The 15556-nt window shown below is 66.0% G+C and carries 14 protein-coding genes; 8 read left to right on the top strand and 6 right to left on the bottom strand.

Annotation, left to right across the window (positions count from 1 at the left end):
• Positions 1 to 9 precede the first annotated feature (9 nt).
• The 5 genes from tyrS to D4766_RS12815 all read left to right on the top strand — a co-directional run bounded on the left by tyrS (position 10) and on the right by D4766_RS12815 (position 4663).
• Entirely contained in the window at positions 10 to 1215 is a 1206-nt protein-coding gene (gene tyrS / locus D4766_RS12835; protein ID WP_120717801.1) for a tyrosine--tRNA ligase, read from the top strand.
• 111 nt (positions 1216 to 1326) lie between these two features.
• A complete protein-coding gene (locus D4766_RS12830; RefSeq protein ID WP_120717800.1) occupies positions 1327 to 1665 on the top strand; it encodes a PilZ domain-containing protein in 339 nt (112 codons plus the stop codon).
• 99 nt (positions 1666 to 1764) lie between these two features.
• The gene (locus D4766_RS12825) at positions 1765 to 3045 is read left to right on the top strand and encodes an MFS transporter (RefSeq protein ID WP_120717799.1); all 1281 of its coding nucleotides are present in this window, start codon (positions 1765 to 1767) and stop codon (positions 3043 to 3045) included.
• Positions 3042 to 3959: a cysteine synthase A gene (gene cysK / locus D4766_RS12820; protein ID WP_120717798.1), complete on the top strand. Its 918-nt coding sequence runs from the start codon at positions 3042 to 3044 to the stop codon at positions 3957 to 3959. Before D4766_RS12825 ends, cysK begins: the two co-directional genes overlap by 4 nt.
• Complete coding sequence (locus D4766_RS12815; RefSeq protein WP_120717797.1) at positions 3956 to 4663, top strand: dienelactone hydrolase family protein; 708 nt, start codon at positions 3956 to 3958, stop codon at positions 4661 to 4663. The genes cysK and D4766_RS12815 overlap by 4 nt, the downstream gene beginning before the upstream one ends.
• Here D4766_RS12815 and D4766_RS12810 read toward each other — a convergent pair.
• From D4766_RS12810 to D4766_RS12785, 6 genes are all read right to left on the bottom strand, one after another.
• Complete coding sequence (locus tag D4766_RS12810; protein WP_120717796.1) at positions 4660 to 5088, bottom strand: DUF1330 domain-containing protein; 429 nt, start codon at positions 5086 to 5088, stop codon at positions 4660 to 4662. The genes D4766_RS12815 and D4766_RS12810 overlap by 4 nt on opposite strands.
• Positions 5085 to 6725 (bottom strand): long-chain fatty acid--CoA ligase, encoded by a 1641-nt coding sequence (locus tag D4766_RS12805; RefSeq protein ID WP_234024813.1) that lies wholly within the window; start codon positions 6723 to 6725, stop codon positions 5085 to 5087. Before D4766_RS12805 ends, D4766_RS12810 begins: the two co-directional genes overlap by 4 nt.
• A 44-nt stretch (positions 6726 to 6769) precedes the next feature.
• Positions 6770 to 10240, bottom strand: a complete 3471-nt coding sequence (gene dnaE, locus D4766_RS12800; protein ID WP_120717795.1) for a DNA polymerase III subunit alpha — start codon at positions 10238 to 10240, stop codon at positions 6770 to 6772.
• Positions 10241 to 10305: 65 nt separating this feature from the next.
• Positions 10306 to 10785 (bottom strand): glutathione peroxidase, encoded by a 480-nt coding sequence (locus tag D4766_RS12795; RefSeq protein WP_120717794.1) that lies wholly within the window; start codon positions 10783 to 10785, stop codon positions 10306 to 10308.
• Positions 10782 to 11459: an ABC transporter ATP-binding protein gene (locus D4766_RS12790; RefSeq protein ID WP_120717793.1), complete on the bottom strand. Its 678-nt coding sequence runs from the start codon at positions 11457 to 11459 to the stop codon at positions 10782 to 10784. Before D4766_RS12790 ends, D4766_RS12795 begins: the two co-directional genes overlap by 4 nt.
• A complete protein-coding gene (locus D4766_RS12785; protein ID WP_120717792.1) occupies positions 11452 to 12693 on the bottom strand; it encodes a lipoprotein-releasing ABC transporter permease subunit in 1242 nt (413 codons plus the stop codon). Before D4766_RS12785 ends, D4766_RS12790 begins: the two co-directional genes overlap by 8 nt.
• Before the next feature lie 162 nt (positions 12694 to 12855).
• Between D4766_RS12785 and purF the strand changes: the two genes are divergently transcribed.
• The 3 genes from purF (at position 12856) to D4766_RS12770 (ending at position 15535) form a co-directional block, all read left to right on the top strand.
• Complete coding sequence (gene purF / locus D4766_RS12780) at positions 12856 to 14328, top strand: amidophosphoribosyltransferase (protein WP_120718233.1); 1473 nt, start codon at positions 12856 to 12858, stop codon at positions 14326 to 14328.
• On the top strand, positions 14328 to 15041 hold the full coding sequence (locus D4766_RS12775; RefSeq protein ID WP_120717791.1) for an SDR family NAD(P)-dependent oxidoreductase: 714 nt from the start codon (positions 14328 to 14330) through the stop codon (positions 15039 to 15041). Before purF ends, D4766_RS12775 begins: the two co-directional genes overlap by 1 nt.
• Positions 15042 to 15187: 146 nt before the next feature.
• Positions 15188 to 15535: a PilZ domain-containing protein gene (locus D4766_RS12770; protein WP_120717790.1), complete on the top strand. Its 348-nt coding sequence runs from the start codon at positions 15188 to 15190 to the stop codon at positions 15533 to 15535.
• Positions 15536 to 15556 lie beyond the last annotated feature (21 nt).

Below are 15556 nucleotides of genomic sequence, written 5' to 3'. Positions count from 1 at the left end.
CCCGCCGCCATGAGCGAGACCAAATCCGATCTGCTGCGCCTGCTCGAAGAGCGGGGCTATGTCCACCAGACGACCGATGCAGCGGGGCTGGACGCCCTCGCCGCGCGCCAGATCGTGCCCGGGTACATCGGCTTCGACGCGACGGCGCCATCGCTGCACATCGGTAGCCTCGTGCAGATCATGATGCTTCGTCGGCTCCAGCAGACGGGCCATAAGCCGATCGTGGTGATGGGCGGCGGGACGACCCGCATCGGCGATCCGACCGGCCGCGACGAGAGCCGCAAGATGCTGACCGACGAAGCGATCGCGGACAACATCGCCGGCATCCGCACCGCTTTCGATCGCCTGCTCGTCTTCGGCGATGGTCCGACCGACGCGGTGATGGTCAACAACCACGATTGGCTCGGCGAACTTGGCTACATCGAACTGCTGCAGGAGGTGGGTACCCACTTCACGGTAAACCGGATGCTGACGTTCGATTCGGTCCGGTTGCGGCTGGATCGCGAGCAGCCGATGACGTTCCTCGAATTCAACTACATGATCCTGCAGGGCTACGACTTCCGCCATCTTTCGAAGGAGATGGGCGTCCGCCTGCAGATGGGCGGCAGCGACCAGTGGGGCAACATCGTCAACGGGGTGGAACTCGGCCGGCGCATGGACGGGGCGGAGTTGTTCGGTCTCACCACGCCTCTGCTCACGACCGCCGACGGCGGCAAGATGGGCAAGACGGCTGCAGGCGCGGTATGGCTCAATGAAGAGCAACTGCCGGCGTGGGATTTCTGGCAATACTGGCGCAACGTCGACGACCGCGACGTCGGCCGCTTCCTGCGCCTCTTCACCGACCTGCCGCTGGACGAGATCGCCCGCCTGGAAAACCTGCAGGGTGCCGAGATTAACGCCGCCAAGGTCGTGCTCGCCAACGAGGTGACTGCGCTGGTGCGGGGCGAGGAAGCAGCGCGGTCGGCGGAGAGCACCGCCTCGGCCACGTTCGCGGGCGGCGCGGGGGAGGATCTGCCGACGCTCGTGCTTGATGCGGGCACGAACTGGGCATCCGCGCTGACAGCGTTCGGTTTCACCGCTTCCAACGGCGAAGCGAAGCGCAAGATCGCCGAGGGCGCGGTGAAGATCGACGGTGAGCCGGTCACCGATCCTGCCGCTCCGGCGCGGGCGGGCCGCATCAGCCTCGGCAAGAAAAAGCACGGCGTGCTCCGCTGAATTATCAATGGTTTCAGCGCATTGTCCCGAATTGGGACGCTGCGGATTAACCCAATATCAGCGTTTATTCGGCGATATGACCGCTCCACCAACCAGGGAGGGTCGTGGAGCGTGTCTGTCGGAGCTCAGTTGTCGGTCACCGATCTGCGTCGTGCGGCGCGGCATCCGGTCGATTATCCGGTGATCGCCGAACATCACGAGCGCGGCGACATCAAGATGCACGTCGCCAACCTGTCGGCACACGGCTTCATGGTCGACGGAGCCGACACGATCGCGCGCGGAGACCGGGTGATCATCCGCTTGCCGGAGATCGGGCGGATCGAAGCCTATTGCATCTGGACGCGCGACGAACGGGCGGGTTTCCAGTTCGAACGGATCATCCGGCTCGACGATTTCATGCGCATCATCGAATCGCTGCAGCCCAATCCGCGCTTGCGCCGGTCGCGCTGACCTTCTCTTTTTCGGCGCCGGTTCGGCGCGCCAAAGTTTTGCTCCACCGCTGACGGGCAGCCCTTGCTTGGCAAGCGCGCTTGGCGCTGCCATCGGCGGATGGTGAGCGCGCTCCGCCATCCCATCACGATCGCCAACTTCCGGGCATATTTCCTGTCCCGGCTGCTCGGCACGATCGCGATCAGCGCCCAGTCCATCATCATCGGCTGGCAGGTCTACAGCCTCGCCCGCCTGACGATGGACATCAAGGAATCGGCGCTGTTGCTGGGCCTTATCGGGCTCGTCCAGTTCGTCCCGCTGTTCCTGCTGACGCCGGTCGTCGGCCTGATCGCGGACACCTACGATCGGCGCTGGATCGTACGCTGGACGACACTGTTGCTTACGATCAACGCCGCGATGCTGGGTTACCTGACCTGGAGCGACGGGCTGACATTGCCGTTCCTGTTCGTCGCGGCGATGTTCGTCGGCGTCGCGCGCGCGTTTTCCGGCCCCGCATATTCCGCGCTCGCTCCCAATCTGGTTCCGCGCGAAGTCTTGCCGACCGCCATCGCGGTCAGTTCCATGGCCTGGCAGGTGGGGACCATCGCGGGACCGAGCGTGGGCGGTGTGCTCTACGCCATCCACCCCGATGTCGCCTACGCGTCGATCTCCGCGATGTTTGCCGCCGCGCTCGTTCTCATCTTCCTGATTTCGCCGGTCCCGCAGCCGGCCGTTCAGAAGGACCGTCGGCCGATCCAGCGCGTGGTCGACGGGTTCAGCTACGTGCGTAACAACCGTCTCGTCATGGCGACGATCACGCTCGATCTGTTCGTCGTGCTGTTCGCAGGCGCGACGGCGCTCCTGCCGGTTTTCGCCCGCGATATCCTAGGCGTCGGCGCGGACGGGTTCGGGATCCTGGCGGCCGGCATGGGTATCGGCGCGACCGGGGCGTCGATCTGGTTCTCCATCTTTCCGATGAAGACCGACGTCGGGATCAAGATGCTGGGTGCCGTCCTGCTGTTTGCGGTCGCGATCGTGACATTCGGCCTGTCGCGCTATTTCTGGCTCAGCCTCGTCGCGCTCGTCGTGGCGGGGGCGGCCGACATGGTGTCGGTCTACGTCCGGCAATCGCTGATCCAGCTTCACACGCCCGACGAGATGCGCGGCCGGGTCGGCGCGGTTTCGGCGCTGACGATCTCAGCTTCGAACGAGCTCGGTGAAACCGAGTCGGGTCTGCTCGCATCGGTCATCGGCCCGGTCGCGGCGGTCGTCGCCGGCGGCGTCGCCGCGATCGCGGTCACGCTTTATTGGGCCCGGCTCTTTCCCGAACTGAGGCTTGCCAAGACCTTCGACCCTCCCCAACATCTCGACGAACGCAAAGCCCAGGAGGCCACCCCATGAAAGCCGACAGCGTCCTCGCCACAATCGGCAACACGCCGCACATCCGCCTATCGCGCCTGTTTCCCGACCACGAAGTCTGGGTAAAAAGCGAACGCACGAACCCCGGCGGCTCGATCAAGGACCGCATCGCGCTGGCGATGATCGAGGATGCCGAGAAATCGGGTGCGCTGAAACCCGGCGGCACGGTCATCGAACCGACCAGCGGCAACACCGGCATCGGCCTGGCGATGGTCGCGGCGGTCAAGGGCTACAAGCTCGTGCTCGTCATGCCGGAAAGCATGAGCATCGAGCGCCGCCGCCTCATGCTGGCCTATGGCGCGACCTTCGACCTCACCCCCAAGGAAGGCGGCATGAAGGGCGCGATCTCGCGCGCGCAGGAACTCGTCGGCCAAACCGACGGGGCCTGGATGCCCAGCCAGTTCGACAACGAAAGCAACTGGCAGGTTCATGCCCGCACGACAGCGCGCGAAATACTGGCGGACTTCGCCGACAGCCCCATCGACGCGATGATCACCGGCGTCGGCACCGGCGGTCACCTGACCGGCTGCGCGGAAGTGTTGAAGAAGGAATGGCCCGGCATGCAGGCCTGGGCGGTGGAACCCACCCTGTCGCCCGTCATCAGCGGCGGCGATCCCGGCCCGCACCCGATTCAGGGCATCGGTGCCGGCTTCGTCCCCGCCAATCTTCACACCGGGGCGATCGACGGCGCTATCCAGGTCGACCCGACGGATGCCAAGGACATGGCCCGCCAGTGCGCGGCGAAGGAAGGCATCCTCGTCGGCATCTCCAGCGGCGCGACGCTGGCGGCGATCAGGCAGAAGCTGCCCGATCTCGATCCTGCGGCACGCGTGCTGGGCTTCAACTACGACACCGGCGAACGGTACCTCTCGGTGCCGGACTTCCTGCCCGAGTGAGCCGGACCGGTTTCGAGGAAGTCGCCTATCGCGACGGCGACACCGCGCTCGTCGGGCTGCTGGCCCGTCCGACCTGTACCCCGCGCGCGGCGGTCGCCGTTTTTCCGACGATCTTCAACACGACCCCTGGGGTCGAGGCGAAGGCGCTTGCGCTGGCAGATGCCGGCTACGCGGCGCTCATTTGCGATTTCTACGGCCGCGCGCCCACCGACATGGCGGAAGCTTTCGCCATGGGCGGGGCCATGCGCGGCGATGCCGCAGCGTTCCGCCGCCGGTTGCGTGCAGGTCTCGGCGCATTGCGCCAGCATACGCCAGGCCTTCCGATGCTCGCCATCGGATTCTGCATGGGCGGGCAAGCCGTACTGGAACTCGCCCGCGACGGTGCGGACCTGCTGGCGGTCGCGAGCTTCCACGGCCTGCTCGATACGGAGGCCCGGGCCGACCGGCCCATCGTCCCGCGCATCCTCGTCTGCCACGGCGACGCCGATACGCTGGTTCCGCGCGAGCAGGTGATCGGGTTCTGGGAGGAAATGGATGCCGTCGGCGCCGACTGGCACTTCCACAGCTATGCCGGCGTGGCGCACGGCTTCACCAACCCGTGCATGCTCGATGGCACTGAAAACCCGGCATACGATGCCAGCGCCGACCGGCAGAGCTGGTCGGCGATGCACGCATTGTTCGACGAAGTTCTGAGCCGGCCCTAGAACCCCTCGCCGCCCTCTCGCGGGGCGAACCGGACGAGGCGGCTGTCGGCGAGTGCGGCGGTGCGGTTGACGACCGCCGCCTGGTAGTCCGGATCCTTGATCATCTCGAAAAACGCCGCGCTGCTCGGGTAACTCGCGATGAAGCCGTCGTCCCAGCGTTCATCGTCGGGGCCGGTCACCATCGTCTGGAATGCGCCCCGCCAGATCATCGCGCCGCCCACGCGGCGGAAGACAGGACCGCTGGTCTTGCCGTATTCCTCGTATGCTCGCCGGCCGCTCCACCCTTGTCCCGCGCTCGGATGCCCCTCCGGATAATCGGCCATCTCGCGATAGCGGAGCAGGTTCAGCATGTGAATCGGCTCGTCGCGCGGTAACGCCTTGAACGCCTCGAAGTTCGCACGGCTCGGGTCGATGAACACGGTCATCCGGCATCCTCGAACCGATAGTCGGCGAACCGGTCGCGCAAGTCCTTCTTGCTGATCTTGCCGGTACCGGTGTGCGGGATGTCGTCGACGAATTCGACGGCGTCGGGCAGCCACCATTTGGCGACCTTGTCCCTCAGATGCTCGATCACGTCGGCTCCGGTGACCTCGGCGCCGTCCTTCGCGACGCAGACGAGGATGGGGCGTTCGTCCCATCGTGGGTGTGCGATGCCGATCGCGGCCGCCTCGGCGATCGCCGGATGCCCGACGGCCGCATTCTCGAGCTCGACCGAGCTGATCCATTCGCCGCCGGACTTGATGACGTCCTTCGTCCGGTCGGTCAGCTGCAAAGTACCGTCGGGATGGATCAGGCCGACATCGCCGGTATCGAACCACTGGTCCGCATCGACCGCATCTTCCTCGGCCTTGAAATAGCGCTTGATGACCCACGGGCCCCGCACCTGCAGCGCGCCCGACGTTTCCCCGTCGCGCGGAAGGACCTTCGCCGGATCGTCGAGGTCGACGCAGCGCAGTTCGACGCCGAATGCCGGGCGGCCCTGCTTCTGGACCATGTCGAGCTGCTCGCCGAAAGACATGTCGTCCCATTTCCACGGTTCCGAACCCGTCGTGCCGATGGGCGAAGTTTCGGTCATGCCCCAGGCGTGGGCGACGCTGACGCCGTTGTTCATCAGCCGCTCGATCATAAAGCGCGGCGCCGCCGACCCGCCGATGATCGCACGTTCCAGCTTGCCGACGTCCTTCACGTCCTTGCCGATGGAATCGAGATAGTTGAACATGGCGAGCCAGACCGTCGGCACGCCGGCGGAGTGCGTCACACCCTCGCGTTCCATCAGTTCGCACAACACCGCCGGGTCATTGACCGCGGAATAGACGAATTTGATGCCCGGGATGGTGCCCGACCACGGCAGGCCCCAGCTGGCGGCATGGAACATCGGGACGACCGGCAGCATCACGGCCCGGCTATCGAAATCGAAAAGGTTCGGCTGCACCCCGGCCATCGCGTGCAGCAGCGTGCTGCGGTGTTCGTAGAGCACGCCCTTGGGATTGCCCGTGGTGCCGCTGGTGTAGCACAGCATGCACGGGTCGCGTTCGCCCACTTCGGCCCATTGCGTGTCGCCGTCGTACGCGCCGATCCAGTCCTCGAACGACGGAGCGTTCTCTGCGGAATCGAAGCACACGTAGGTTTCGATGCAGGGCCAGCGATCGCGCATCCTGTCGACGATCGGCTGGAACACCGCGTCATAGAGCATCACCTTGTCCTCGGCGTGCGTGACGATGTATTCGAGCTGGTCTTCGAACAGGCGCGGGTTGATCGTGTGGAGCACCCCGCCCACGCCCACCGCGCCGTACCATGTGACGAGATGGCGGCTGTGGTTCATCGCCAGCGTGGCGATCCGGTCGCCTGTCCGGACACCCGCCGCCCGCAGCGCTTGGGTCATCTTCAGGGCATCGCGCCGCACCCCGGCCCAGGTCGTCCGGGTTTCACTGCCGTCGGCCCACCGGGTCACGTGCTCGCGATGTCCGTACTCGCGGGCCGCATGATCGATCAGGTGCGTGACGACCAGATCCCAATCCTGCATCGCGCCCAAGGCGTTCGCACCGCCTGCATTTGCCGACATCCGTATCTCCTCTCCACGCCTCTCGGCCGCGGGATGGAGCGGCGTCAGGCCACCAGTCGCAGGTTCGGCCCGCGCTGGACAGTCAGCGACACATTGGCAAGTCCCTCCACGCTTGCCAAGCGTTCGGCGAGCTCTCCGTCCAACTGGTAGCTGCCGCCGAGCCGCATCGTCGGCTCGCGCCCTTCCCCGGTCCGCAGCCGAACGCGCACTTCGCCTCGCCCGTCCGCACCGATCAGGAGCTGGTCCTTGAGCGCAGCGATGCCGTCGGGTGACACGACGTCGCACGACAGCACCATGCGCGCGCCCGCCTTTACCTCGGCCAACGGCCGGGCCCCGCGCACGGTGATGCGCGGCGGTTCGTCGGGGCTCGGGCTGTCGAGTTCGACGTTGAGGAGGATACAGGTCCCCTCCTCCGCCCACTTCACGAAGCTGGTGACTAGGCTTTCCTCGAAGCAGGCGGCCGTGAACTGCCCGCTGCTGTCGGAGAAGTCGGCGCGAACGAAGTCCTTGCCCTTGCGCGTGCGGCCCTTGTTCACCTTCTCGACCATCGCCGCCATCACCGCCGCGGAACGGCCGCCCGCCGGGCCGCCGCCATCCATCAGCGAGGCATAGCTGCGCGCGCCGTTCGCGGATGCGATCGCCCGGTGCTGCTCGACCGGATGGGCCGAGAAATAGAACCCGAAGTTGTCGCGTTCCTTCGCCATCCGGTCGGCGCGCGGCCAGTCGTCCGCATCGCGCAGACGCAGGCCGCTTTCGGGCGCGGCGTCCCCGCCGAAGAGCGCGGCCTGCCCGCTGTCGCGCTCGCGATTCGCGGCTTCGGTCAGCGCCAGCAGGAGGTCGATGTTGGCTGCCAGCTTCGCGCGGTTCGGCTCCAACCGGTCGAGCGCGCCCGCCGCGATCAACCCTTCGAGCTGGCGCGAATTCATCGATCCCTTGGGCAGGCGCTGGAACAGGTCTTCGATGGTCTCGAACCATCCGTTCGCCTCGCGCTCGGCAACGAGCGCCTCCATTGCCTTTTCACCGACGTTGCGGATGCCGGCAAGCGCGTAGCGGACGGCGTAACCGTCGTCGGTCCGTTCGACCGTGAACTCGGCTTCGGACCGGTTCACGTCCGGGGGCGCGATCTCGATCCCGGCACGCCTCGCATCGTCGACGAAGACCGCCAGCTTCTCCGACTGGTGCATGTCGAAGCACATCGAAGCGGCGTAGAATTCTTCCGGATAGTGCGCCTTCAGCCAGCCGGTCTGGTAGGCGAGCAGCGCGTAGGCGGCCGCGTGCGACTTGTTGAAGCCGTAGCCGGCGAACTTGTCGATCAGGTCGAAGAGTTCGTTCGCGCGCTTGGCCGGGATTTGCGACACCGCGTTGCAGCCATCCACGAAGCGCTGGCGCTGCGCGTCCATCTCCGCCTGCACCTTCTTGCCCATCGCGCGCCGCAGCAGATCCGCGTCGCCGAGCGAATAGCCGGCCAGGATCTGCGCGGCCTGCATGACCTGTTCCTGGTAGACGAAGATGCCGTAGGTTTCGGCGAGGATGCCTTCGAGCTTGGGGTGCGGATATTCGATCGCCACCTCGCCCGCCTTGCGCTTGCCGAACAGCGGGATGTTGTCCATCGGGCCGGGCCGGTAAAGCGAGACGAGCGCGATGATGTCGCCGAAATTGGTCGGCTTCACCGCCGTGAGCGTACGGCGCATACCTTCGGATTCCAGCTGGAAGACGCCGACCGTGTTGCCGCTCTTCATCAGGTCGTAGACCTTCGGATCGTCGAGCGGCAGCGCGCTGAGATCGATCCCGATACCCCGCTTCTCCAGCAGCTCGACCGCCTTCTGCAGTACCGACAGGGTCTTGAGGCCGAGGAAGTCGAACTTGACCAGGCCGCTCGACTCGACGTGCTTCATGTCGAACTGGGTCACCGGCATATCCGACCGCGGATCGCGGTAAAGCGGCACCAGCTTTGCGAGCGGCCGGTCGCCGATCACGACGCCCGCAGCGTGGGTGCTGCTGTTGCGCGGATACCCTTCGAGCTGCATCGCGAGGTCGATCAGGCGGCGCACCTCGTCGTCGTTGTCGTACTCGCGCTTGAAGTCGCTGATGCCGTTCAGCGTACGCGGCAGGGTCCACGGATCGGTCGGATGGTTGGGCACCATCTTGCACAGCCGGTCGACGTGCCCGTAGCTCATCTGGAGGATGCGCCCGGTGTCGCGCAGCACAGCGCGGGCCTTCAGCTTGCCGAAGGTGATGATCTGGGCAACGTGATCGTGGCCGTACTTGGCCTGCACGTAGCGGATGACCTCGCCGCGCCGGGTTTCACAGAAGTCGATGTCGAAGTCGGGCATCGACACACGCTCGGGATTGAGGAAGCGCTCGAACAGCAGGCCGAGCCTGATGGGATCGAGATCGGTGATGGTGAGCGCCCATGCCACCACGCTGCCCGCGCCCGACCCGCGCCCCGGGCCCACGGGGATGCCGTTGTCCTTCGCCCACTTGATGAAGTCGGCGACGATCAGGAAGTAGCCGGGGAAACCCATCTGGTTGATGACCCCGATCTCGAATTCGAGCCGGTCCATATAGACCCGAAGCTCGTCGTCCGAGAGTTCGCCGTAGCGTTCGAGCCGGGCGGCGAGGCCGCGGCGAGAATCCTCGGCCAGCATCCGCGCCTCGCCCTCGAGGTCGCCCGCAAGGCTCGGCAGGATCGGATTACGATTGGGCGGCGTGAAGGCGCATCGCTGCGCGATCACCATCGAGTTCGCGGTCGCTTCCGGCAGGTCGGCGAAGGTCTCCTCCATCGTCTCGGCCGACTTGACGTAGGATTCGGGATTGGATCGCGGGCGCTCGGGGGCGTCGACATGGGTCGAATGCGCGATGCACAGCATGGCATCGTGCGCCGCGTGGAAATGCGGCTCGCCGAAATTGGCCGGATTGGTCGCGACGAGCGGAATGTCGCGGGCGTAGGCAAGCTCGATCAGCGCCTCTTCCGCCGCCTCGCAGACTGGCGAACCAGCCCGGGCGATCTCGATGTAGAGCCGGCCGGGGAAGAGATTCGCGAGGCGGTCCAGCATCGCCTCGGCATCGTCGTGACGCCCGTCCGAAGTTAGGCGCGTCAGGGCCCCTTCGTGGGCGCCGGTCAGCGCGATCAGGCCATCGGTCCGCCCCTGCAGGTCATCGAGATGAACATGCGCCTCCCGTTCCATCGGCCGGTCGAGGTGCGCCCGACTGACGAGGTGGCAGAGGTTGTCGTAGCCGGTGTCGTCCTGCGCGAAGAGCGGGAGGTAATCGATCGTGTCGCCCGACCTGTCGCGCGCCACACCGAGCAGGGTGCCGATGATCGGCTGGACGCCCATCTCGAGACACGCCTTGCCGAAGGCGACTGCGCCATAGAGACCGTTGCGGTCGCAGATCGCGATCGCTGGAAAACCGCGGTCCTTGGCCAGGCGCGCGATGGCCTTCGGATCGATGGCCCCCTCGAGCATCGAGTAGCTCGACATGACGCGAAGCGGTACAAACGGGGCGAATGGCATAACGGCCAGATTAGGACTCCGACCCCGATTCGGAAGAGGGCCGCGGCCCTAGTTGTCCACAGGGGTCAGAGAAGCTCCGCGATGTCCTTTTCGATCGCGGCCGGCGTATCGGCAGGGCCATAGCGCTTCACGACGTTGCCGCCGCGGTCGACGAGGAACTTGGTGAAGTTCCACTTGATCGATTTCGATCCCATCAGGCCCGGCGCCTCGGCCTTCATCCAGTCGTAGAGCGGGCTTGCGCCGGCACCGGTGACCTCGATCTTCCCGAGGACCGGGAAGGTGACGTCGTAAGTCAGTTTGCAGAAGCTCGCGATCTCCTCGGCGTTGCCGGGTTCCTGCGCGCCGAACTGGTTGCAGGGGAAGCCGAGCACCTCGAAACCCTGGTCGGCGAACTTGCGGTGCAGCGCTTCGAGCCCTTCGTACTGCGGGGTGAAACCGCATTTGGAAGCGACGTTCACGACCAGCAGGATCTTGCCCGCCTTTTCCGACAGGTCGAGCGGTGTTCCGTCGGGGCGCTGGACGGTGAAGTCGGCGATCGTGGTCATTCGAGCAGCCCTTCGTGCAGGCGGACGACGCGGTCCATCTTGGCCGCCAGCCGTTCGTTGTGAGTGGCGACGAGCGCGGCGCTCCCTTCCCCCCTCACAAGCGCGAGGAACTGGTCGAGGACCACGTCGGCTGTCTTCTCGTCGAGGTTGCCGGTGGGCTCGTCCGCAAGCACAAGCTGCGGCCGGTTGGCGAGCGCGCGGGCGACCGCGACACGCTGCTGTTCGCCGCCCGACAGTTGGCTGGGCCGGTGCGACAGGCGATGCCCCAGCCCCAGCGAGGTGAGAATCGCACTCGCCCGCTCCTCCGACCGGTCGCGCGCCGTGCCATGAACGAGCTGCGGGATGACCACGTTCTCGATCGCGTTGAAATCGGGCAGCAGGTGATGGAACTGGTAGACGAAGCCGAGATGCTCGCGGCGCAGCGCCGTGCGCCCTTCGGGCGGCAACGCGCTGGCATCGACGCCGGCGATCTCGATCTTGCCGCGGAAGCCGCCTTCGAGCAGGCCGACGGCCTGGAGCATAGTGGATTTGCCGGAACCCGACGGGCCCAGCAGCGCGACGATCTCGCCCGGCGCGATCTGCAGGTTGACGCCGCGCAGGACATCGATCTTCACCCCGCCTTGTTCGAACGAACGGGCGAGATTGGTCAGCCGGACGACGGGTTCGCTACTCATAACGCAGCACCTGCACGGGATCGGTGCTCGCCGCCTTCCATGCCGGATACAGCGTGGCGAGGAAGCTGAGGACGAGCGCCAGCAGCGCAATGCCGACGATCTCGAACGGATCGGCGCGCGACGGCAGGGTGGAGAGGAACCGGACCGAGGGATCCCACAGTTCCTGGCCGGTCACGGTCTGGATCACGTTCACGATACCCTGCCGGAAATAGAGGATCAGCGCGCCGAGCAGCAGGCCGGCGACGGTTCCCACGGCGCCGATCGTAAAGCCGGTCGTCACGAAGATTTTGAGCAGGCTCTGCCTTGTCGCACCCATCGTGCGCATGATTGCAATGTCGCGCGTCTTGGCGCGAACCAGCATCACGAGGCTGGACAGGATGTTGAACGCGGCCACCAGCACGATCATCGACAGCGCGAAGAACATAGCCACCCGCTCGACCTCCAGCGCTTCGAACAGCGAGGCGTTGATCTGTTTCCAGTCGGACACGACTGCCTGCCCGGACAGCTTCTGCGCGAGCGGTTCGAGATACTCTTTCGCCTTGTCGGCATCGTCGGTCGTGACCTCGATCATGCCGATCGTGTCGCCCGACAGCATCAGGGTCTGGGCATCGGGAATGGGCATGACGACGAACGACTGGTCGTAATCGTAGATGCCGATCTCGATGATGGCGGCAACGCGGTAGCCGACCTGTCGCGGAACCGTGCCGAACGGCGTCGACCGGCCCGCGGGATTGATGATGGTGATCGTATCGCCGACCTGCGCGCCGATGTTCTCGGCCAGCCGGGCGCCGATCGCTACTTCGCTCGCGTCGGGCTTCAGCGGATTGAGGCTGCCGGCCACCACCTTGTCGCGCAGCCGGTCGATGTCCTGCGCGGTGTTGCCGCGCACCAGGATCGCCTCGACCCGGCCGTTGAAGGTGACGAGCAGCGGCTGTTCGATGAGCGGGCTCGCTCGCTTCACGCCCGGCGTCTGGCGAACTTCCTGCAAAACGCTCTGCCAGTTATCCAGCCGGCCGCCGTAGGCTTGGATGATGGCATGGCCGTTCAGGCCCACGATCTTGTCGAGCAGTTCGGCGCGGAACCCATTCATCACGCTCATCACGACGACGAGCAGGGCGACCGACAGCATGACCACGCCCACGCTGATGCCGGCGACGAGCGCGATGAAGCCCTCCCCCTTGCCCGGAAGCATGTAGCGTTTGGCGATGGTCCATTCGAAGGGGGATAGAAACAAGGTGGTGTCGTTCAGGCTTTCGTGATGCCGGCGGCCTTACGGGGGGCGGCGATGCGGCGCAAGGCAATGCGCGGGCTCCCGCCACTTGTCTTTGCCGCCACTTGTCTTTGAACGGCAACATCGCCATTGAGCGCCGCGAGCAGCGAGGCCCCCGACAGCCGCATGATCACGCACCATCCGTTTCACGCCGACAACGGCGACAAGCTCCGCGAGGAGTGCGGCGTCTTCGGCGCAATCCGCACCGGCGATGCCAGCGCAGTGACCGCGCTCGGCCTCCACGCGCTGCAGCACCGCGGGCAGGAAGCCGCCGGCATTACCAGTTTCGACGGACAGGAATTCTACTCCCGCCGCGGCACCGGGCACGTGGCGGAGAACTTCTCCTCGCCCGAGGCGATTGCCGAGCTGCCGGGCATCATGGCCGCCGGGCACGTCCGCTATTCCACCACGGGCGGCTCCGGCCTGCGCAACGTACAGCCGCTCTACGCCGATCTTGCCGCCGGCGGCTTCGCGGTGGCGCACAACGGCAATATCTCGAACGCGCAGGTCCTGCGCGATGAACTCGTCCGTAAGGGCGCGATCTTCCAGTCGACCAGCGACACCGAGGTCATCATCCACCTCGTCGCCACCAGCCGTTACCCCACCACCATCGACCGATTGATCGACGCGTTGCGGTTGGTGGAAGGCGCCTACTCGCTGATCGTCATGACGCCGGAAGGCATGATCGCCTGCCGCGATCCGCTCGGCATCCGCCCGCTCCAGATGGGCCGCTTGGGCGATGCGACCGTGTTCGCGAGCGAGACGGTGGCGTTCGACGTGGTCGGCGCCGATTTCGTGCGCCAGGTCGAACCCGGCGAGATTGTTCGCGTGGATTTCGACGGCAACGTCGATTCGCTGCATCCCTTCGGCAATCGCCACCCGCGGCCGTGCATTTTCGAGCACGTCTATTTCAGCCGGCCCGATTCGATTTTCGACGGCCGTTCCATCTACGAAGCGCGCAAGGCAATCGGCGCGCAGCTGGCGATGGAAAGTGCGATCGACGCGGACCTCGTCGTGCCCGTGCCCGACAGCGGGGTACCCGCAGCCATCGGCTACGCGCAGCAATCGGGCGTGCCGTTCGAACTCGGCATCATCCGCTCGCACTACGTCGGGCGCACCTTTATCCAGCCCGGTGATGGCCAGCGGCATTCGAGCGTCAAGCGCAAGCACAACGCTAACCGCGGCCTCGTCGAGGGTAAGCGCATCGTCCTCATCGACGATTCGATCGTGCGCGGGACGACGTCGATGAAGATCGTCGAGATGATGCGCGACGCGGGCGCGACCGAGGTGCACTTCCGCGTCGCCAGCCCGCCGACCGCGCATTCGTGCTTCTACGGCGTCGACACACCCGAACGATCCAAGCTGCTGGCCGCACGGATGGATGTCGAGCCGATGCGCGACTTCATCAAGGCCGACAGCCTCGCGTTCATCTCGATCGACGGCCTCTATCGCGCCGTCGGTGAGCAGCCGCGCAACAATGCCCGGCCGCAATTCTGCGACGCCTGCTTCACCGGCGATTATCCGACCTCGCTCACCGACCTCGCCGCGCGCGAGAAGGGCGACGACCAGCTCAGTTTCCCCGTACACAAGGTTGCCTGATGGCCGACGACGACAAGCCGCTTATGGGGCGCATCGCGCTCGTCACCGGATCGAGCCGCGGGATCGGTGCCGCCACCGCCAAGGCGCTGGCCGCCGCCGGTGCGCACGTCGTCCTGACCGGGCGCGACGTGAAGGCGCTGGAGGACATCGAGGACGAGATCTACGCCGCCGGTGGCGGGTCGACGATCGCTCCGCTCGACCTGTCCGAACAGGACGGTATCCCGCGTCTTGCCGCCGCCATCGCCCAGCGCTTCGACAAGCTCGACATCCTCGTCATCAGCGCGGCCTATCTGCCCACGCTGACGCCCGTCACGCAGATCGAACCCAAGCAGTTCAGCCAGGCGATGACGGTCAACGTGCTCGCCACGCAGGCGCTGATCGCCGCGCTCGACCCCCTGCTCAAGCGGGCCGGCCATGCGCGGGTGATCGGGCTCACGAGCTCGGTCGGTAGCCAGCCACGCGCGTTCTGGTCGGCCTATGCCGCGAGCAAGGCGGCCTTCGAGATGATCCTCGACTGCTATGCCGCCGAGATCGAGAAGCTCGGCGATACGCGCGTCGCGATCGTCGACCCCGGCGCCACCCGCACCCAGATGCGCGCCCGCGCCTATCCGGGAGAGGATCCGGTGACGGTCAAGCCGCCGGAGGACGTTGCTCGTCACATTGTGGATCTCGTCCAAAGCGACTTCGAAACGCGGCATCGGTCGCGCGCCTGACGGACTCGTCCTTAGCACGGCGCAGGAATCGCTTAACCATTATCGGCAAGCGTCCGGAAACCGCATCGGCGCACACTTCGCTCAACCCGGACGCACAGGTCGCGCGCCGGGTCGATCGTGAACGACAGAGCGAAGGGCCCGCCGAGATGATCAACACCACCGACCGTTACGCCCTCGCCGCGCAGGAAGACCGTTGCGCTCCGCGAACCAGGCTGAGCATCCCCGGACAGCTCCGCGCCTCGGGCGGGCGACCGTTCCGCACGGTGGTTCACGATCTGTCGATTTCCGGCTTCTCGGCCGCCGCGATCAACCGGATGCACATCGGGCAATTGTGCTGGCTGACGCTCCCGGGCCTCGAATCGCTGCAGGCCGAGGTGGTCTGGTGGGACAACAGCGTCGTCGGGTGTGCCTTCGCCGAACTGCTGAGCCCGATCGTCCACGACAACATCCTCGCCCGCTACACCGGCGGCACCGTGTACCGGCCGCTGGCCTGAGCGGCACGAGAAGTCGGGCAG

This window comes from Tsuneonella amylolytica (assembly GCF_003626915.1).
Lineage (GTDB): Bacteria > Pseudomonadota > Alphaproteobacteria > Sphingomonadales > Sphingomonadaceae > Tsuneonella > Tsuneonella amylolytica.
The sequence above is the reverse complement of the archived record's forward strand: the minus strand, read 5'-3'. Positions and strand labels throughout refer to the sequence as shown.